Origin of the sequence: Neobacillus sp. CF12, from assembly GCF_030348765.1 — a bacterium.
GTDB lineage: Bacteria > Bacillota > Bacilli > Bacillales > Cytobacillaceae > Neobacillus.
The window spans coordinates 86,437-105,913 of record NZ_JAUCEU010000007.1; the positions used below are offsets into that span (position 1 = coordinate 86,437).

Here is a 19,477-nt window from a genome sequence, read left to right on the forward strand (position 1 = left end):
ATATTATAATGAAGGTAGGAGTCCCGGTGGTAATAAGAAGTTTCATTAATCTACATCCAATCTTTAATTAAAATTTATATTATCGTATTAAGTTGTACGGAGTTAAAGGGAGGGGCAGTATGTTTGTAATTGGCATGATCTTTATTTTCTTTGGTTTCTTTATGGTAGCAATACCAGCCGTGCTTTGGGACTTAACAGAGAGATGGAAATCAAAGGATTCAAGAGAACCATCAACTTAATATATTTGGTTTTCAAGAATTAGTGGAGTTATTTTAATCCTTATTGGTATTGCTGAAATAGTTGAGGTTTTTATTTGAACGTTTTTCTCTTTCGCAAACTTTTTTTTCTGTCAATAAAATTACTCAAGGTGAGTGAACATGATAAATAGATTAAAAACAAAATTGATAAAAATAGTCAGTGGAAACAGAGTAATTCGATTAACCGTTCATGTTGCAGACACTCCAAGAAAAAGAGATAAGGGCTTAATGTTTGTTGAAAAATTACCTGAAAACGAGGGGATGTTATTTGTTTTTTCAGGAAAAACATATGGTGGCTTTTGGATGAAAAATACATTCATTCCATTATCGATTGCTTTTCTGGATTTAAATGGGAAAATTCTAAGGATACTTGATATGGAGCCTTGTATAGAGGAGTTTTGCCCTACCTATGATCCAGAAATTTTTTATCATTCTGCCATTGAGGTGAATCTAGGATGGTTTGAAAAGAATCAAATCAAAGAAGGGGATTATGTAAAGTTTAATTGAAATTCACCTCACCCAAATTTTATTAAAGGTGAGGTGATTTTTATTATTTCGGGGGCTGTATTACTGAATGCTGATTTCACTTAGTTATGAAATACAGGGTTTTCTATTAAGTAATCGATATTTCTATTTTATCGTTTTTATGAATATCTTCCGTGCCTGCCTCCAATGCTGTTTTGTAATAGCTGCATTTATGATCGATGACTTCCATTTGTTTTTTTAGTTCTTCTATTTGTGCTTCTACAATCGCTTTTCGATCCATAAACATGTCATATCTTTGTTGTAACGTGGAATCCCCATCTGAACACCAATCAATGAAATTTTTAATTTCCTTAATTGGCATTGCGGTGGATTTCAGACATTCAATTATTTTTAAAGCTTCAATATCGGATTCTTTAAACTGCCGTGTTCCGTTGGGTGTCCGTTCTACAAATGGCATAAGTCCTTCCTTATCGTAGTAACGCAAGGTATATACGGTAAGATTCAATTCTTTTGCAACTTCGCTAATTGTGTATGTCTTCATTATTAATCTCCAATTCTTATTAATATAGACTTCGAGCTAACTCTATGAATGAAGGAAATTTATCATGTTGTATACCCAATGTCAAACTTTATATTAACATTCAAGCGAATTAAAATTTTTTAAAAATAAGGTATTGACCTAGAGTTAACTCTAAGGATTAATATTGTTTTGCAAGAGGAAAGTAGGGTAGCAATGATTAGAGGGTAATTGATCCCGAACAAGCGATCTACTTAAAAAATAATAATTTTTTGGAGGTTTTATTTATGATAACTGCTAAAGCACGAGCTGTGGACGGTCCAGACAAACACTTTCGAGTTGCTGAAATTAAACGACGCGATCTTGATTTACATGATGTTCTAATTGAAATTAAATTTGCAGGCATATGCCATTCTGATATCCATACTGCTCATGGCGAGTGGGGTCCCGTGAACTATCCACTCGTGCCTGGACATGAGATTGCTGGAATTGTCACAGATGTAGGAGCAGAGGTCACAAAGTATAAGGTTGGTGACCGGGTAGGGGTTGGATGTATGGTTGACTCCTGTGGCGATTGTGAAAACTGTCGTAAAGGCGAGGAACAATATTGTCTTAACGGAAATGTTCCTACCTACGCTGGTGTTGACAAGTACGGCGAGCCAACTCAAGGTGGATATTCAACCCATATAGTCGTTACTGAGGACTTTGTAGTCAGAATTCCTGATAGCATTGAGCTTGACGCCGCAGCACCATTACTTTGTGCAGGTATTACCACCTATTCACCATTAAACCATTGGTGTGCAGGACCAGGTAAGAAAGTCGCGGTAGTTGGTTTGGGCGGTCTTGGTCATATGGCTGTTAAGATTGCACACGCAATGGGTGCAGAAGTTACGGTTCTATCACAAACATTGAATAAAAAGGAAGATGGCTTGCAATTCGGCGCAGACCACTACTATGCGACAAGCAACCCTGAAACATTCGAGAGACTTTCCGGTACATTTGATTTAATCATTAACACGGTAAGTGCAAAAATCGATATTAGTGCGTACCTTTCTCTGTTAGCACTGGATGGAACGCTAGTAAATGTCGGTGCGCCTGCAGAGCCATTGTCATTAAATGTGTTCTCTCTCATCGGTCATCGCCGTTCCTTTGCAGGTTCAATGATTGGAGGCATCCGTGAGACTCAGGAAATGTTGAATTTCTGTGCGGAACACAACATTGTTCCTAACATTGAAGTGATTTCAGCTGATCAAATTGACGAAGCCTACGAACGCGTATTAACTTCAGATGTAAAGTATCGTTTTGTGATTGACTCCAGCACAATTTAAGTTTGTGTAAAAGATAAAGGTAATGTAACGAGAGCCCAATAAGCATAGCTTTTTGGGCTCCCTTTTATATATACAATTTATAAGTTTCGAAATTTCGCCTGAATCTCTTTTATAAACATATCAGCAGCTGCAGAAAAAACCTGATGCTTTTTCCAAACCATATTTAAACCTGATTCAAGTCTTGGCTCTAGCGGTCTAAAACAAAGGCTACTATCGCTAGATGTATTCACTATTTTATCAAGGGTTATGGCATAACCAATTCCCTCATCAACCATAATGGCAGCATTATAGGCAAGATTGTAGGTAGTTACGACGTTTAATTTATCAAAATCTTCACCAAACCAATCTGCAAATTCATTTTTGGAAAATGTCTGTTTCATAGCCTGTCGGGAACAGATGAGCGGAACATTTAATAAATCCACTGCTTGAATAGAATCTTTGAAAGCGAGAGGACTGTCTTTCCTCATAACAACGCCCCAAACATCTTTGGCAGGTATATTGATATAATTGTATTTTGATAAATCAGCAGGTTGAATTAAAATGCCAAAGTCAAGCAATCCCTTGTCAAGCCGTTCAGTCACATCGTCTTCGTTACCACTGTAGAGGTGATACCGTATATTTGGATAAAGTAACTGTAAATCTTTTACTACCCGAGCAATCTGTCGCATTGCATCTGTTTCCCCACCTCCGATGTAAACATCACCACTTATTGTTTCTTCCATGGAACTAAATTCAGACTCTAATTTATCGACCATATCAACGATTTCTTCTGCTCTCTTTCGGAGGAGCATTCCTTCTTCTGTGAGGATGATACTGTGACTGCTGCGAATAAATAGCTTTTTTCCTAACTCTAGTTCAAGGTCTTTTAATTGTCTCGATAAGGTTGGCTGTGTAATATGCAAAAAATCAGCGGCGGCCGTCATGCTTCCTTCTCTTGCAACAGTAAGAAAATAGCGCAAAACTCTAAATTCCATATAATACTCCTCCTTTATAATGTTTTAGTATATATATTTCAGATATGCTTATCAAGCATATCTTGATATGAGATATAAGTAATTGCTATATACAAGGAATACACTAGAATAAATAACAAAGGACGTAGTGATAGGAGTTGTTTTTTTGACTAAACAAAATAATTTGTTGGTTTTTATATTAACGATCGGAGTCTTCGGCATCTTAAATACCGAAATGGGGGTTATTGGGATTTTACCTGATATTGCTGATCACTTTCATATCAGTGTATCAAAAGCAGGATGGCTGGTGAGTTTCTTTGCCCTTGTTGTTGCAGTATCTGGTCCTACTATGCCTTTATTATTTTCAGGGATCAATCGGAAGAAGGTCATGTTACTTGTACTAGGTGTTTTTGTTTTGGGAAACATCGTATCCATATTTACATCAAACTTTACCATTCTATTAATTGCTCGTATGATTCCAGCCTTCTTTCATCCAATTTATTGTTCGTTGGCTTTTTCAGTAGCTGCCGCTTCTGTAAGGAAAGAAGCGGCAGCTAAAGCTGTTTCCAAAGTATTTATCGGAGTATCTGCCGGAATGGTAGTTGGTGTACCAGTCACAAGTTTTATTGCTAGCGCAGTATCTTTACAAATGGCTCTTGGTTTCTTTGCTGTTGTAAATGCTATAGCATTCATCGCTACTTTATTATTTGTGCCATCGATGCCGGTTGAGGAAAGACTTTCATCTGGAGCCCAATTATCGGTATTAAAAAAATCAATTACTTGGCTTTCCATTGTGACGGTCATTTTATTAAATTCTGCCGTATTCGGAGTTTTTAGTTATCTTGCAGATTATCTTAAAACTGTAACGAATATGTCTTCGAAATCTATTAGTTTACTATTATTCGTCTATGGAGCTGCCAATATTATTGGAAATATTGCGGCAGGGAAATTATTAACTAAAAATGCGAATAAATCTGTCCTATCCTATCCTTTTGTATTAGGGGCAGTTTATATCCTATTATTTTTCACAGGACAGTTTACCGTACCTATGGCAATCATTACCTTAATTTGGGGAATATTGGCTGGTATTGGGGGCAATATCACTCAGTATTGGATTATGTCTGCTGCTCCCGAAGTTCCTGATTTCGCGAATGGTTTATTTCTAACATCCGCTAACTTAGGAACAACATTAGGGGCAGCTGTTGGCGGATTAATTATATCGGATATGGGTACACAATATGTTGTGTTAGTTGGAATTCTATCATTAATACTAGGGTTGGTAACGATTATTCTAAGAAATTATATGTATAGTCCTGCAAAACAACTCTCCACATAAGTGTATCCCAATCAGGAATTTAAGAATGCTTTCAATCAAAGACGGGAAAGGGAGGATTTACATGTCACAGGATAAACTAGTTGCACTTGTCACCGGCGGAAATCGAGGAATTGGGTTTGAATTGGTCAAGCAATTGGCATTGAAAGGTTTTAAGGTTATTTTGGCAAGTCGGAATCCGGAGACGGGTCATGTAGCTGCGCAAAAACTTAAGGAATCAAATCTTGATGTTTCATTTGTGATATTGGATGTAAATAATCAAGAAAGTATCCGTCAAGCTGCACTTACAGTAAATGAGCGGTATGGAAGGTTAGACGTCTTGATTAATAATGCCGGCGTGTATCTAGAAGAGAATAAAAGATTAGTGGGAATGGATCCTTCCATTCTGGAGAGAACGATGGCAACCAATTTCTTCGGAGCTTATCATGTGATTTGTTCTTTTATCCCCCTCATGGAAAAACGAGGATATGGAAGAATTATCAATATCTCCTCGGAATATGGGGCGATGAGCGAAGTGTCTTATCCAGGAGTAGGCGCATATAAGTTGTCTAAATTTGCCCTAAATGGATTGACACAATTAGTAGCTGCAGAAATCAAGGGTGATATCAAAATAAATGCCGTCGATCCGGGATGGGTAAGCTCAGATATGGGCGGGCCATCTGCTCCAAGAAAACCAAAGCGAGCAGCAGAATCTATTCTTTGGTTAGCAACAATTGGACCTGAGGGACCCAATGGAGGATTCTTCAGAGATGGAAAACAAATTAATTGGTAACATTAAAAGTAACAGAAAAAAAGCCGATTTTCCAAAGAGGAAGATTGGCTTTTCTATAACTTTAGATATTGTTCATGCTTGGAGTTGTGGTACTTTTATTATTTATCGTCCATAACTTTTTAAATCGACGTTGATATCATGGGAATCTATGTTTGTGGGACACATTATACTTTGAAATTTATGCACAAGCAGGTAAAAAAAGCAGAACAAAAAGTCTGAGAGTTTAATAGTGAAGTAAATCAAATACGTGAAAAGGAGGTTTCATGATAATTTAATTTATTATGAGAAAATGGAGGCCATATGATGAGAAAAGGTTATAAATGGATACTTTTGTTTTTACTGGCTACTTCTATGTTTCTAACATCATGCTGCAACAATAAAAATGAAAACAATGTCAGTAGCGATGATAATATGAATACCAATCAAAATGGGGAACAATTAGTTTCAACTGATAAATCAAACAAAGAAACTACTCAAGGTTCTACACATGATAATGAAGGTTCAGATACTGCAGGAGATGTAAGAATAAAACTAACTTTTAACAACGAAGAAGTCATAGTAAAAATGTTTGATAATCCAACGAGCAGAGATTTTTTGACATTACTTCCACTTACAATAACATTAGAAGATTATGCAAGAACTGAAAAAATACACTACCTATCAAAGGAATTATCTACGGAAGAAGCACCAACAGGCAGTGATCCGTCAGTTGGAGATTTTGCTTACTATTCTCCATGGGGGAATATAATTATATATAATAAAGATTTTGGCTATTCAAATGGACTTATTAAATTAGGCAAGATTGAATCTGGAGTAGATAAGTTTGAAAATATTCCTGATAATATTCCTGTTACAATTGAGAAAATTAATTAAGCAATGTTTAAGTGAAAAGGATTATCTACAAGATTAATTACATTTACCTACAGTAAATCCGCAAGTTTAAATAATTGGAGCAAAACTTTGTGTAAAAAGAAATAAAAAACGATCTATAAAACCTATTTTTAAGGTATTACAGATCGTTTTGTTAATTCCCAGCCCCACGATATTTCTTTACTCCCGCATTCCACAGAAGAATCGCAATCAAGAAAAGGATTCCCATGAGGGGTGTAAAAAAGGCGTAGCCATACCATTTTTCTCGATTTAAAAAATAAGAAGCTGGATACACACCGACTAAGGCGAAAGGTAAAACCACGTTAATACAAATTGAATCACCTTGTTGTAAATGTTAATGGTGTATCGGCCGTAATTGCTGATATTAATCTGATAATTTCGTCTTCTCTAATTTTAATAAGTTGTTCTTCTGGCAGAGGGTGATACATTTTTTATTTTCTTAAACAATCTTCCGAAATAGGTAATGCTTCCAAAACCAACCTTTTCTGCAATCACTGTTACTGGTAAATTAGTTTCGATTAACATTTTTTCCGCTTCATTAATTCTAAGAAGTTGGATATACTCAATGAATGTTTTACCTGTTACTTTCTTAAACACTTTGCAGAAGTGATTCGGACTAAGATTAACCATTTTTGATGCCTCGTTGACACTAATTTGCTCATAATAATGATCTCTCAAGAAATCGAACAGTGCGGTTAAGTTATAATTTATTTGGTACCGATTAATGGCCTGTTGTTTTAATTGCCCATAATTCCGGAAAATCAAACCAAAAATACGGAACAGTTCTGCTTTAATAAACAACTCATAACCAGCTTTCTTTTCTTCAAACTCATCAACTAAACTAGTAATAGACAAAATAATTTGTGAAGTATGTATTTCATTCTTCATTATAAAGTTAGGTAATTTTAATTGCTGGCTCAAATACGGTGTAAAATACAGGTTTTCTGTATGATCTAAACCACTATTTCGAACGATGGCCTCATTAAAGACAATGGCGATCATTTCTGTATTTTCATCGATTCTCCATGCAGCATGAAGCTGTTTGGAATTTACAAACGCTACCTCTCCTTTTTGTAAATAAACAAAAACATCATCGATTTGTATTCGAGCCTTCCCATTCCTTATGAAAATCCATTCCATATGATCATGCCAGTGTAATGGGATATCTGTCGAAAAAAAAATATTGATGGGAAAGGTCCTATCAGGGATATACGTCATTTCTTTTAAGTGTGCCATCGTCATTTCCTCTACCCCACCTAGTTTATTTACATCTTCTTTCATACTTTTCTCTTAAACTATCAAGAAGTAAAACAATTGTCAACGCTTTCGCCGTGATGAAAGCGTAAAATTGTACGATTATTACGTAATATTGAACATAGAAATATATTGATTTATTTCTTACCATATTAAGTAGAAAGATTTGCCATCGAATAAAGGAGGAGAGATTTCTTTGACTTTACATAAAATTGTTGTAGCTGGGTGTGGGAACATGTCAAATACCTGGCTGGATTATGCGGAACAACGAGATAACGCAGAAATTGTAGGATTAGTGGATGTCTCTTTAGATGCGGCAAAAGTATTGGCAGAACGAAGAAATTTGCAAGTCCCATTATTTTCAGATCTATCACGAGCACTCTCTGAAACAAACGCAAACCTCGTTTTCGATGTCACGATACCTGCCGCACATAAACAAATTGTCACAACTGCGTTAGAAGCAGGATGTAATGTATTCGGGGAAAAACCAATAGCGGAATCATTAGAAGACGCTAGGAAGGTGTTAAAAGTAGCTCAAGAAACGGGGAAAAAATATACGGTCATGCAAAATCGCAGATATAACAAACAGATTCGTGCGTTGCGAGACCTTTTAGCAAGCGGATCGATTGGTACGATTGATTCACTACATGCTGACTTTTTTCTTGGGCCGCATTTTGGTGGTTTCCGTGATGAGATGAATAGCCCGCTTATTGTGGACATGGCTATTCATACATTCGATCAGGCACGTTTCATATCCGGAGCTGACGCTGTTTCTGTCTATTGTCACGAGTTTAATCCGCTAGGTTCCTGGTATAAAGGAAACGCATCAGCCATTATCATCTATGAAATGAGTGATGGATCTGTATTCTCCTACCGAGGTTCTTGGTGTGCAGAGGGGTTGAATACTTCTTGGGAATCAGATTGGCGGGTAACAGGAAGCAAAGGAACTGCGCGCTGGGATGGATCAAATCTACCTTTTTATGAAGTGGTGGATACCACTCGACCTATACAATTTATGAGCAAAACAAAATTTGAGACCGCACCTAGCACATGGGAAGGGCGGGAAGGCCATTGGGGTTGCCTTGATGAGATGTTCGGCTCCATTGAAGAAAACCGTCTAGCAGAAACTGACTGCACGGATAACATTAAAAGTATGGAGATGGTTTTTGGAGCTTTAGAAAGTGCAAAAAGCGGACAGAAAATTTTATTATAAATGATAGGCGGAATCTCTCCGTCTATGTAAGCCTTTTTTAATAATAATTATTAATTAGCGGAAATTTTCCGTCTATTTATCAGCTCATGTCTTTAATTTAATCTGCCCTCCAACCGATAAGTGCGGACCCTCTTGATCTAGATGCGGGAATCAGCAGCCTTTTATCGACCAGCTTATATAAATCAACTGTTTAAATAAATCTATATAAAAAAAGAAAAGAGGAGCCGGCTGGCTCTACTTTTCCGTTCAAGATCAGTATTTTTCCTTGAATGCTTTTTCACTTCATTATTACTGTGTAATTACAGGATTAATATATTAATTCCCAGCCCCACGATATCTCTTTACTCCCGCATTCCACAACAGAATCGCAATCCCAAAGAAAAGGATTCCCATGACAGGTGTGAAAAAGGCGTAGCCATACCATTCTTCTCGATTTAAAAAATAGGAAGCTGGATACACACCGACGAAGGCGAAAGGTAAAATCCACGTTAACACAAATTGAATTACCTTGTTGTATATGTTAATGGGGTAGCGGCCGTAGTTGCTGATATTATACATCATGGGCATTATGTCGGTACGGCTGTCTGACCAGAATCCAATCGTTGCAATTGAAATAAAAATCCCTGCATAAATAAAAGCCCCGCCAATCACCAAGACGATAAAAATCAAAACATCGTACCAAGCAAAGGTTAAGCCTAAATTCATAATGGCATAACCCATAACCAATAAGCCGGTAATCGCACCGAATAAAGATTCAAGTTCAATTCGTTCCAATATTATTTGAAAAAGACTATGAACCGGACGAGTCAAGATACGATCCATTTCTCCTTTGACAATATAGCGTTCATTAAAGTCCCAAATGTTAAAAAAGGAAGAAAATAGTGCATAAGGAACCAGGAAAAATCCATAAATAAAAATGATTTCATCTTGGTTCCAGCCGCCTAAAAAGGCTGTATGGCGGAATACGATTACGATGAAAATTAGGTTAACACCTTGAAATAATAGATCAGAAAGGATTTCAATAATCGTATCGACACGATAAGTAAGCCTTGTTTTTAAATATTGAGAGGCATATTGAAAGAACAATGATAGATAAAACATTGGTCAGCCCCCTTGTACAATTAAGTGTTTTTTTGCCAGCGACCATAAAAGACGAATTGGGATAAGTAAAATGACAACCCAGAATACCTGTGAAAGCAAAGCGTTATAGATTTCCTGGCCAACAAAGCCTTCTGTAAAAATCATACTTGGAACATAACTGATCGCTTGAAATGGCAAATAGGACATCACATCTTGAGCCCAACCTGGATAAAATGAAATCGGGAGAAGTAAGCCTGAGAATAAATCGATCACAACCCGTTTTGCTCGAATCAACCCAGAGTTGTTGAATAAAAAGAACGTCATAATTCCTGTTAATAGGTTGATATGTGTATTTACGATAAAACTAAAAATAAGTGAGATAAAGAAAAATAACCACGTAGTCAAACTAGCATCGAAGCGGACAGGAAATATTAATGCGACAATAATCATACCCGGGACAGAGAAAAACAATAAGCGAAAGACGCCTTCTCCTAGTGCCTGCATGGTTTTCATCCCTAAATAGTTATAGGGGCGAATCATTTCAATCGCAACTTTGCCGTCTTTGATTTCAGCAGCGATTTCACGGTCAATATTGTTATAATAAAACGCTCTTGCCATCCAAGCCACTGCCACATAGGTAGTCATTTGAGCGACGGACAATCCTTGAATTTCTTCTTTTCCGCCATAAATCGCTGACCATAAAAAATAGTAGGCTCCAATATTGATACTATAAATCAAAATCCCACTATAATAGTTTGTCCGGTAGGCGAGCATCATTAAAAAGCGAACTCGAATCATTTCGATATACATACTCATGTGAGGGCCATACCTTCTTCGTAAATCTTCCGGACAATCTCTTCCGTCGAAACCTCATTGATTCGAACATTTTTAATCGGATTCTTTTGCACGACATCACTTATCAATCGAGAGACCATTTGTTCATCCCCATTAATATATCCGAGCCAAGTGGTAGCGTCCTTTTGTTCCCATTGTATATTTTCGACACGAGGCAGGGAGCTGCGGGGGACTTCTGACAAAAATTCAAATTCAATTTGTTTTCCTTCCACTGCATGTTCTTGAAGCTGGTTCAGCTTGCCGTCATAAATAATTTTTCCTTCATCTAACAACACCACTCGACCACAAAGGGCTTCAATATCCGTTAAGTCATGTGTTGTCAAGAGTATGGTTGTTTTATATTGCTCGTTAATTTCCTGAAGAAACTTACGGATTTTTAACTTGACCAGTACATCTAGTCCAATCGTTGGCTCGTCCAAAAAGAGGAGCGAAGGATTGTGTACGAGAGCGGCGGCTAATTCGCAGCGCATCCGTTGTCCAAGGGACAGCTTACGTACGGGTTTATCTAGTAAAGGGCCGATTTCTAACGTTTCGATCACATGCCCCATATGACGGTTATAGTCTTCATCCGAAACACGGTATACTTTTTTTAATAACCGGAAAGATTCTTGAACAGCAATATCCCACCATAGCTGTGATCGCTGGCCGAAGACCACTCCAATGGTTCGGACGAATTCTTCACGCTGTTTATGGGGATTCATTCCATTAACGATAATGGAACCGGATGTGGGCGTCAAAATACCGGTTAACATTTTGATCGTCGTTGATTTACCAGCACCATTCTCTCCAATATAGCCAACCATTTCCCCTTGTTTAACCGTTAAGGAAATATTATCGACGGCCGCATGGACTTTATAATTTCTCGTAAATAAATCTCGAAAAGCTCCAGCCAAACCAGGCCGGCTTGTATAGGAATTAAATTCTTTCCGTAAATTTTGAACCTCAATGACATTCATTTCGTTTCCTCCTAGGAGTATAAAAAGAAAAACATACTATTGAATTCGGTCTTACCAATCTTAAATAATAACCTTAGGTAGTTTTTCATGCAAGTAAGGTGCACTTTCCTTCAGGTACTAATTATTATTTGCAAAAATTATTACGCTTAGCATTAAACAGCCATAAAGCGTAGCTCTATAAATAAAGAAAAATAAAAAACTTCCGGCCAGAATTTTGACCGGAAGCTTTTTATCTTTTTTAAGTACATCGATTAGATAGTGATCTGTACTGTTTCAGCATTTTTATCTACGTTAAAGCTGATTTTCGTATCTCCACAAACAAGATCATAATCACCAAGGAATCCTTGAAATGTAATGATTCCGTTGTCATCAGTCTTACATTTCACATTTGTAGACCAGTCACTTTTAATCAATTTCTTTAATACTTCATAAGAAGGTTTTGGGCTATTATCTATTCTGACAAATCCAGCAGGAGCACCCAGCCATGCACCATCATCACTGAAGGACCAGGTTGTAATGGCTTCTACTTGAGGATGTTTAAACAAAATCGAATACATTTCTTCTACTTCTTTTGCCTGACGTTCTTCAAACTCTGGTGTAGACGCCCATTCAGGTATCTGATAATCATTCAGGTCTTCAATTTCAGGTGGCATAAGATGACCAGAAGTCAATGTGTTTTCCGTAAAGTGAAGTGGAAGACCAAAGTGGGAGAAACGGTCTAATACTTCTTCTAATTTCTCACGCCCCCAATATCCCTGATGTTGATGGGATTGAATACCAATCGCATCAATGGAAATGCCAGCATGTAAACAGCCATCAATTAAGATTTCATAGTTAATGGAAGTATTAAAGTCATTTAATAATAGTGTTGCTCCAGGATTGAATTCACGTGTTTTGGCAAACATTTCTTTAATAATGCCAACACGGCTAAGATCTTTAGAGATTCTTGTGATACCATTGTCATACTTATCAAAGATTGGCATGATCACCACTTCGTTGATCACATCCCATATATCGATTAATCCTTTGAAATCTGATACTTCACGTTCAATTCTAGCAAACTGTGCTTTCAGAATTTCTTCATTGCTCATATCTAGCAGCCATGGAGCTGTTACGGTGTGCCAGCAAAGAGGATGTCCTTTCACGGTTACATTTCTTTCTTTTAACCACTGAGCAGCAACTTTTAGTTCGTTTGTCCGTGGTTTTCCTTTTTCAGGCTCGAACGTTCCCCAATAGAAAGGTAGTGTAGCAGAGTTAAATACATCTAAGAACTTTTCCAGCTTATTTTCCAAAAATGCAAGTCTGTCTGATGGTACATTTTTCTTTGCTACTTCGATTGCATCAAAAATACCGCAGCCAAATAAGAACTTATGGTTTGTCAGATTAATTGCTACTTCCTTTCCTGCAACTGGATATCCTGATGCATCAACAAGTTGGATGGTCTTGCTCGCCATACGGTGTGCAAATTCATTGGTCTGTACCATTATACTACCTCCATTTTCATAACCGTTTCTAACAGTTCTATTAATAGAAAACGCTTTCGTGTTGCAACAAAATTTTACCAAACTTTGTATATTGGGTAAACTAACTAGTGTGTTCATCTATAGTTTTTAAAGTAAGTAGTTTAATTATTATGGTAGTTATAGAGAGGGTAGCTATCTAATTGTTTTGCGCTAATTCATTAAGGGGCTGTTGAGGACTATGGCTTTTATTCGTACAATTGCTATTTAAAAGTATAGGATTGTATGATATTATTTTAAAAAAACAGTAAAGGTTGTTTTTATGAATTCACTAATTGCACCGACAGAATCAACGAAAACAAAAGTCATCGTCATAAATGCACTCTTCATCGCATTAACTCTTGTTGCCACGATGTTCATTAACATAAGGCTCCCAATCATGGGGAACGGTGGATTAATCCATCTTGGTAACGTACCTCTTTTTATAGCAGCCTTTGTTTACGGCAAAAGAACAGGAGCAATTGCAGGTGCCTTCGGAATGGGTTTATTTGATCTTCTCTCTGGCTGGGCACTATGGGCACCATTTACATTTATCATTGTAGGGGCAATGGGCTTCGTAGCCGGACTTATTTCCGAAAAAGTACCAGGGAAAAGGGTCTTTGTTAACACTCTGGCCGTTGTTGCTGCAGTAATCATTAAGGTTGTGGGCTATTATTTTACAGAAGTGCTCCTTTATGGTAACTGGATACAGCCATTCGGCTCCATCCCAGGAAACGTGATGCAGGTCGTAATCGCAGGTATAATAGTCGTACCACTTGTAAGTCGTTTAAAGAAAAGAATTTGATTACTATAGGGATTTTGGTAAAGAACTGGTTTGACCTCGACCATCGCTATCGATAGAAAAAGGATGAAGACACTCACAATTATTGATTTATCAATAGGTGTGAGTGCTTTTTTTTGCAAAAAAATAGGTTAATGGCTATTACGAACCTCACCACAAAATTGACTTGCACGGTGTGGTTTTGTTTTGGGATAAAACCACCATTATTTACAACAATAGAAATAGTATGTTGTGAAATGGGTGTGTTTTGATAAATGAGGAAAATATGGAGTATCTACACGACTGATTGGAAAAATATCTTCAGTGTTCCAACAGTGGCATTATTGGTGGTTGGACTTATGCTGCTTCCTTCTACTTATGCATGGTTTAACATCAAGTCTATGTGGGATCCATATGGCAATACTTCAGGCATCATCGTTGCCGTTGCCAATGAAGATGAAGGCGCTGTAGTTCGTTTAACCAAGCAGAAGATTAATGTTGGGGAAGATACGATAAAAAATCTAAAAAAGAATAAAAAGCTTGGCTGGGTGTTTGTCGACCAGAAAGAAGCCATTCGGGGCGTAAAACATGGAGATTATTATGCCTATCTTATTATTCCAAAAGAATTTTCCAAGAAAATTACAAGTATTTTAGAAGAGAATCCAGAAAAACCGCAAATCATTTTTGGTGTAAATGAAAAAATTAATGCTGTTGCTCCTAAAATTGCTGCCACAGGTGCCACAGGTGTTACTACCCAAATTAGTGAAGCATTTATCAAAACAGTTGGAGATGCGATTTTCTCGGCATTTTATAATGCTGGAGTTGAACTTGAAAAGGAATTACCATCCATTTTTTCTGTGGAAAACCAAATCTTTGAGCTTGAAAAGGCACTCCCGCAAATTGAAGAAATGGGACGTAAAGCAATTGAATTAGAAGGAAAACTTCCCGAAATTCATGAGAAAGGACAACAAATAGTAGCTTTAGAACAGAGGATTCCTGAACTTGACCAGGTAGGAGCCAACATCCTAAAAGTAGAGGAAAGCCTGCCGCTTGTCATGGATGCGGGTGAACAAGTGTTAGCAATGCAGGAAAGGCTAAACGAACTTTCTAGAACCACTGCCATCATCAATGACGTAGTGACTCATATAACAGAAATAGAAACACAAATAAAACAAGCAATGGATAGTGTTAATGAGGTGAATCAATCAGGTACAACAACCAATCCGGAGCAGTTAACTGCATTATACAATGAATTAATGAACATTCACGATATCATCCAAAATACCCGAACGGATTTACAACAAAAGGTAGATCAGGTTACTAGTGGTATAAACACTGCAGCAGATTTTGTGAAAGATGTATTACCCACGGTTGAACAAAAAATCCATAAAGCAGCAGATTTTGTTCGGAACGATTTACCTAAAGTGGAGTCCAATATTCGTGAAGCTGCCGATCTTATTCGCACTAAACTTCCAGCGGCAGAACAAACGATACATAAGGCAGCTGACTTTGCCAGAAATGATTTGCCGGGATTTGAAGAAAAAGTAAGGAATGCAGCAGATCGACTCAGACAGTTTAAGCGCAGTGTCAATATCTATGATTTGATTGAATACTTAAAGCATGATCCCAATAAGGAAAGCAGTTTTTTAGCAAAACCGATTCTGTTAAACACAGAGCGGATTTTTCCAATTCCGAATTACGGTTCAGCCATGACACCGTTTTATACCATGCTGGCACTTTGGGTAGGCGGTACACTTCTGGTGTCTTCACTACGAGTAGATGTCGAAAACGCAGAAAGCCAATATAAGCACTACCAAATTTATTTTGGAAGATTATTAACGTTTCTGACTATTGGTATTCTGCAAGCGGTCATTGTATCAATAGGAGATATATATTTAATCCATGCGTATATCGCGGACAAACTATGGTTTGTGTTATTTTGTATTTTTATCAGCATTGTATTTACGATTATTATTTATACTCTATGTTCGGTGTTTGGCAATATAGGAAAGGGGTTATCCATTATATTATTGGTATTGCAAATTTCCAGTTCAGGTGCAACCTTTCCGGTAAGTTTAACGCCATCCTTTTTTCAAACTTTGCACCCGTTCGTGCCATTTACTTATGCGGTCAGCCTACTGCGTGAAACGGTAGGTGGACTGATTAAGTCGATCGTGATAAGAGACACCCTTTATCTGCTAATTTTTGTTGGCATTAGCTTCCTATTGGCACTAGCTTTAAAACGGACTTTGGGTGCGTGGATTCACCGTACAGCAGAAAGGGCGAAATCAACCAAAATAGTCCCATAAAAATTATTATTAATTTAAACAAAGTCTTTGGCCCACCGGGTCAGAGACTTTGTTTGTGGATTAAAGGAAACCTCTAATTATTAATTGATTGTCTAATACTGTGAATTCGATTTACTATCATAATGAAGATTCATCAGGATTTATTATTGCTAAAACCTGATGGTCCTCCCATTTTCCATTGATTTTAACATTACTCTTTGAAATCCCTTCTTTTTCAAAACCTGCCTTTTCTAAAACTCGAATGGAACCAATGTTATGTGGCATAACTCCAGCTTCTATTCTATGTAATTTAAGAGTTGTAAAGGCATATTCTACAACTAACTTTACGGCCTCTGTCGCATATCCCTTACCATTATGGTCCTTGCTTAAACTGTAACCAACAATTGCACTCTGTAAAGGACCACGCAAAATACGAAAAAGCCCAATTGTTCCAATAAGCTCGTCGTTATCTCTTTTAAAAATCCCAAAATTGTATTCACTATCATTTTTTGCTTTTTCTATTTTTTCATTAAATAAGTCTCCTTGAAATTCTATTGTGTAATATTCTGGAGAGCGTTTCATTGTATAAGTTTGAAAAAAATCTTGATTGTTTTTTTCAAACTGAAGAAAATCATGAACGTCATCTAATGAAAGTAATCGTATATATATATTTCCGTCTTTTCTCATACTTCTTCACACGACCTTTTTTACATTATTTCATAGATAATTCTTTTCGCATGATAATATGTGGGATTCCATCTTCCATAAATACATCTGATGAAGTCTGATATCCAAGTTTTAAATAGAAACCTTCTGCCTGCGTTTGTCCGTGTAATTTAACCTGGGAAACTCCCTGTTCTTCAGCGATTTCCTCTAACTCTTGGATAATGATTTTTCCAAGACCAAATTTACGGTAAGGTTCCAGGATGCAGATTCGTTCCAATTTGCCTACGTCATCAACGAACCGAATCCTTCCAGTACCAACTGGTTGATCTTTATAATGAACTAATATGTGTTCGCAAAGTCCATTTAGTTTGTCAAATTGATCAAATTCGTCTTCTAGTGGTACGCCTTGTTCCTTCACAAAAACTTCTTTTCTAATTTGAAATGCTGTCGATAATTCCTCATAAGTGGATATTCTTGTTACTTTCATTTTTTTCCGTCCTTTTTGATAAATTTGTCCAGACTTAAAACATAAAAATTTGTTGCAAATGCAATATAATTAGTATAAATTAAATTTATATCAATTTTATAGTAAATGCAACAAAAAATGTGGGTTAAGGAGCTAATCATGCAGGAAATTCTTCGCGAAATTGGAATGATAGCTAGGGCATTAGATTCAATAAGTAATATTGAATTTAAAGAATATGACCTTACAAAAGGCCAGTATTTGTATTTGGTGCGATTATGTGAAAACCCTGGGATCATACAGGAAAAGTTAGCTGAAATGATAAAAGTAGATCGAACAACTGCAGCTCGTGCGATCAAAAAACTTGAAATGAATGGCTTTATTGAAAAGAAAGAAGATAAACATAACAAAAAAATTAAAAAGCTCTTTCCAACAGAGAAAGGGAAAAAAGTATATTCATTTATAAAAAGAGAAAATGATTATTCCAATCTTGTTGCATTAGAGGGGTTTTCTGAAAGAGAAGTAGAATCCATTTTCAATCTTCTTCAAAGGGTGAGGAAAAATATAGAAAAAGACTGGGAATATGTTAAAAAGGGAAACAAGAGAAATTATTGAGATAAAGGAGTGACAGATTTATATGACTATAAATATAAAAAAGTGTACCCTTGAAGATTCAAGTAAACTTCAAGAAATTAGTTATGAAACTTTTAATGAGACATTTAAGCATCAGAATTCACTAGAAAATATGCTTGCCTATTTGGAAAGAGCATTTAACATAAACCAATTAGAAAAAGAATTATCCTATATTACTTCGGAATTCTATTTCGTTTATTTTAATAATGAAGTCGCTGGATATTTAAAGGTCAATTCCGATGATACTCAGTCTGAAGACATGGGTGATGAATCACTTGAAGTCGAGAGGATTTATATTAAGAAGGAATTTCAAAAACATGGACTTGGTAAATATCTGCTAAATAAAGCGCTGGAGATTGCGATCGAACGTAATAAAAAGAAAATCTGGCTGGGCGTATGGGAAAAAAATGAAAATGCGATTGCCTTTTATAAGAAAATGGGTTTTGTTCAAACTGGTGCCCACTCTTTTTATATGGGTGATGAAGAACAAACGGACTTTATAATGACCAAAACATTCATATAAACACTAGGAACTTCTTCAAAAGTATGACTTAGGATTCCCCTTTCAAAAAATCATAACTAATGTGAACATTTGTTAGTTTTTGTAATTTAAATGAAACATTTATCTAAATGTATCGTATTAAAAAGTAGATAAGAGTAGGGGGAATTGGTTTATGAAGAAGATCCTTTTTGGTATAGTCTTAATTTTTTTACTTGCTTCGTGTTCAAGTAAAACATCATTTGAAGATAGAAGTGCTCAGTTACCTGACGAAATTATAAGTGTAATCGAACCATTACCAGATGATATTAAAGATGAAATGCTAATTCCAACGAAGTTGCTTTCAGAAGAATATAATGTGGACTTCGGATACACAACGGAACCAGTAAATGATCCAAATGGGAAAATTGTTCTTACTTATTTTATTTTTGCGGATGTAGATAGTGATTGGAATATTACATTAAATACCTTTCATACTCCTAGTACTCCAAGTCATGAGTCAAAAGATAATGAAACGATGAAACTTAAAAATGGAACAAAAGCCACTTACAGCGAAACCAAGGATGGGTTACAAAGAGGAATTATATGGACTGAAGACGATATTACACACGAAATTACTTTAATAGAAAACCCAGAAAGAAGTGAAACGATATACACAAAAGAAGATTTTATGGAAGTAGTAAACAATTTGAAATAAAACATCTTCAATAGAGAATAAAAAAATACATGAATGAGGTAAAATTAGGATAGGCT

The 19,477-nt window shown here is 36.5% G+C and carries 21 protein-coding genes and 1 pseudogene; 12 read left to right on the forward strand and 10 right to left on the reverse strand.

Translation table 11 applies throughout. The features are described from left to right. Positions 1-119: 119 nt before the first annotated feature. Positions 120-239 (forward strand): DUF6199 family natural product biosynthesis protein, encoded by a 120-nt coding sequence (locus QUG14_RS29690; RefSeq protein ID WP_353961053.1) that lies wholly within the window; start codon positions 120-122, stop codon positions 237-239. Between the two features lie 138 nt (positions 240-377). Continuing rightward, a complete protein-coding gene (locus QUG14_RS00520) occupies positions 378-764 on the forward strand; it encodes a DUF192 domain-containing protein (RefSeq protein ID WP_289338469.1) in 387 nt (128 codons plus the stop codon). Positions 765-870: 106 nt separating this feature from the next. Here the strand turns inward: QUG14_RS00520 and QUG14_RS00525 are convergent, their stop codons facing one another. Continuing rightward, positions 871-1,284, reverse strand: a complete 414-nt coding sequence (locus QUG14_RS00525; protein WP_289338470.1) for a MerR family transcriptional regulator — start codon at positions 1,282-1,284, stop codon at positions 871-873. 263 nt (positions 1,285-1,547) lie between these two features. On the opposite strand from QUG14_RS00525, the gene QUG14_RS00530 reads away from it, so the two are divergent. After that, positions 1,548-2,588 carry an NAD(P)-dependent alcohol dehydrogenase gene (locus QUG14_RS00530; protein WP_289338471.1) on the forward strand — a complete coding sequence of 347 codons (1,041 nt, stop codon included), beginning with the start codon at positions 1,548-1,550 and terminating at the stop codon, positions 2,586-2,588. Between the two features lie 77 nt (positions 2,589-2,665). Here the strand turns inward: QUG14_RS00530 and QUG14_RS00535 are convergent, their stop codons facing one another. Continuing rightward, positions 2,666-3,562 (reverse strand): LysR family transcriptional regulator, encoded by an 897-nt coding sequence (locus QUG14_RS00535; RefSeq protein ID WP_289338472.1) that lies wholly within the window; start codon positions 3,560-3,562, stop codon positions 2,666-2,668. 145 nt (positions 3,563-3,707) lie between these two features. On the opposite strand from QUG14_RS00535, the gene QUG14_RS00540 reads away from it, so the two are divergent. From QUG14_RS00540 to QUG14_RS00550, 3 genes are all read left to right on the forward strand, one after another. Next, positions 3,708-4,877 carry an MFS transporter gene (locus tag QUG14_RS00540; RefSeq protein WP_289338473.1) on the forward strand — a complete coding sequence of 390 codons (1,170 nt, stop codon included), beginning with the start codon at positions 3,708-3,710 and terminating at the stop codon, positions 4,875-4,877. A gap of 61 nt (positions 4,878-4,938) precedes the next feature. After that, a complete protein-coding gene (locus QUG14_RS00545) occupies positions 4,939-5,646 on the forward strand; it encodes an SDR family NAD(P)-dependent oxidoreductase (RefSeq protein ID WP_289338474.1) in 708 nt (235 codons plus the stop codon). A 303-nt stretch (positions 5,647-5,949) separates the two neighbouring features. Further along, positions 5,950-6,519, forward strand: coding sequence for a cyclophilin-like fold protein (locus QUG14_RS00550; RefSeq protein WP_289338475.1), 570 nt, complete (start codon positions 5,950-5,952; stop codon positions 6,517-6,519). Positions 6,520-6,670: 151 nt separating this feature from the next. On the opposite strand, the pseudogene QUG14_RS00555 reads toward QUG14_RS00550, so the two are convergent. Both QUG14_RS00555 and QUG14_RS00560 read right to left on the reverse strand, forming a co-directional pair. Next, positions 6,671-6,903: pseudogene (locus tag QUG14_RS00555) on the reverse strand (ABC-2 family transporter protein); the annotation flags it as partial. Between the two features lie 27 nt (positions 6,904-6,930). Further along, on the reverse strand, positions 6,931-7,818 hold the full coding sequence (locus QUG14_RS00560) for a helix-turn-helix domain-containing protein (protein ID WP_289338476.1): 888 nt from the start codon (positions 7,816-7,818) through the stop codon (positions 6,931-6,933). Positions 7,819-7,987: 169 nt separating this feature from the next. On the opposite strand from QUG14_RS00560, the gene QUG14_RS00565 reads away from it, so the two are divergent. Beyond that, on the forward strand, positions 7,988-9,004 hold the full coding sequence (locus QUG14_RS00565) for a Gfo/Idh/MocA family protein (RefSeq protein ID WP_289338477.1): 1,017 nt from the start codon (positions 7,988-7,990) through the stop codon (positions 9,002-9,004). Positions 9,005-9,319: 315 nt separating this feature from the next. On the opposite strand, the gene QUG14_RS00570 is transcribed toward QUG14_RS00565, so the two are convergent. The 4 genes from QUG14_RS00570 to QUG14_RS00585 form a co-directional block, all read right to left on the reverse strand. Beyond that, a complete protein-coding gene (locus tag QUG14_RS00570) occupies positions 9,320-10,105 on the reverse strand; it encodes an ABC transporter permease (RefSeq protein ID WP_289338478.1) in 786 nt (261 codons plus the stop codon). Between the two features lie 3 nt (positions 10,106-10,108). Further along, positions 10,109-10,900, reverse strand: a complete 792-nt coding sequence (locus tag QUG14_RS00575; protein ID WP_289338479.1) for an ABC transporter permease — start codon at positions 10,898-10,900, stop codon at positions 10,109-10,111. Beyond that, positions 10,897-11,895, reverse strand: coding sequence for an ABC transporter ATP-binding protein (locus QUG14_RS00580; protein WP_289338480.1), 999 nt, complete (start codon positions 11,893-11,895; stop codon positions 10,897-10,899). Before QUG14_RS00580 ends, QUG14_RS00575 begins: the two co-directional genes overlap by 4 nt. Positions 11,896-12,146: 251 nt before the next feature. Then, a complete protein-coding gene (locus QUG14_RS00585; protein ID WP_289338481.1) occupies positions 12,147-13,379 on the reverse strand; it encodes an endo-1,4-beta-xylanase in 1,233 nt (410 codons plus the stop codon). Positions 13,380-13,677: 298 nt separating this feature from the next. Between QUG14_RS00585 and QUG14_RS00590 the strand changes: the two genes are divergently transcribed. Next, the gene (locus QUG14_RS00590; protein ID WP_289338482.1) at positions 13,678-14,199 is read left to right on the forward strand and encodes an ECF transporter S component; all 522 of its coding nucleotides are present in this window, start codon (positions 13,678-13,680) and stop codon (positions 14,197-14,199) included. A gap of 251 nt (positions 14,200-14,450) precedes the next feature. Next, on the forward strand, positions 14,451-16,484 hold the full coding sequence (locus QUG14_RS00595; protein ID WP_289338483.1) for a YhgE/Pip domain-containing protein: 2,034 nt from the start codon (positions 14,451-14,453) through the stop codon (positions 16,482-16,484). 117 nt (positions 16,485-16,601) lie between these two features. On the opposite strand, the gene QUG14_RS00600 is transcribed toward QUG14_RS00595, so the two are convergent. Then, a complete protein-coding gene (locus tag QUG14_RS00600; RefSeq protein ID WP_289338484.1) occupies positions 16,602-17,150 on the reverse strand; it encodes a GNAT family N-acetyltransferase in 549 nt (182 codons plus the stop codon). Between the two features lie 25 nt (positions 17,151-17,175). Further along, positions 17,176-17,616: a GNAT family N-acetyltransferase gene (locus tag QUG14_RS00605; protein WP_289338485.1), complete on the reverse strand. Its 441-nt coding sequence runs from the start codon at positions 17,614-17,616 to the stop codon at positions 17,176-17,178. Between the two features lie 138 nt (positions 17,617-17,754). Between QUG14_RS00605 and QUG14_RS00610 the strand changes: the two genes are divergently transcribed. The 3 genes from QUG14_RS00610 to QUG14_RS00620 all read left to right on the forward strand — a co-directional run bounded on the left by QUG14_RS00610 (position 17,755) and on the right by QUG14_RS00620 (position 19,421). Then, positions 17,755-18,207, forward strand: a complete 453-nt coding sequence (locus tag QUG14_RS00610; protein ID WP_289338486.1) for a MarR family winged helix-turn-helix transcriptional regulator — start codon at positions 17,755-17,757, stop codon at positions 18,205-18,207. 22 nt (positions 18,208-18,229) lie between these two features. Then, positions 18,230-18,748: a spermidine/spermine N(1)-acetyltransferase gene (gene paiA, locus QUG14_RS00615; RefSeq protein ID WP_289338487.1), complete on the forward strand. Its 519-nt coding sequence runs from the start codon at positions 18,230-18,232 to the stop codon at positions 18,746-18,748. A 151-nt stretch (positions 18,749-18,899) separates the two neighbouring features. Then, positions 18,900-19,421, forward strand: coding sequence for a membrane lipoprotein lipid attachment site-containing protein (locus QUG14_RS00620; protein WP_289338488.1), 522 nt, complete (start codon positions 18,900-18,902; stop codon positions 19,419-19,421). Positions 19,422-19,477: the final 56 nt, after the last annotated feature.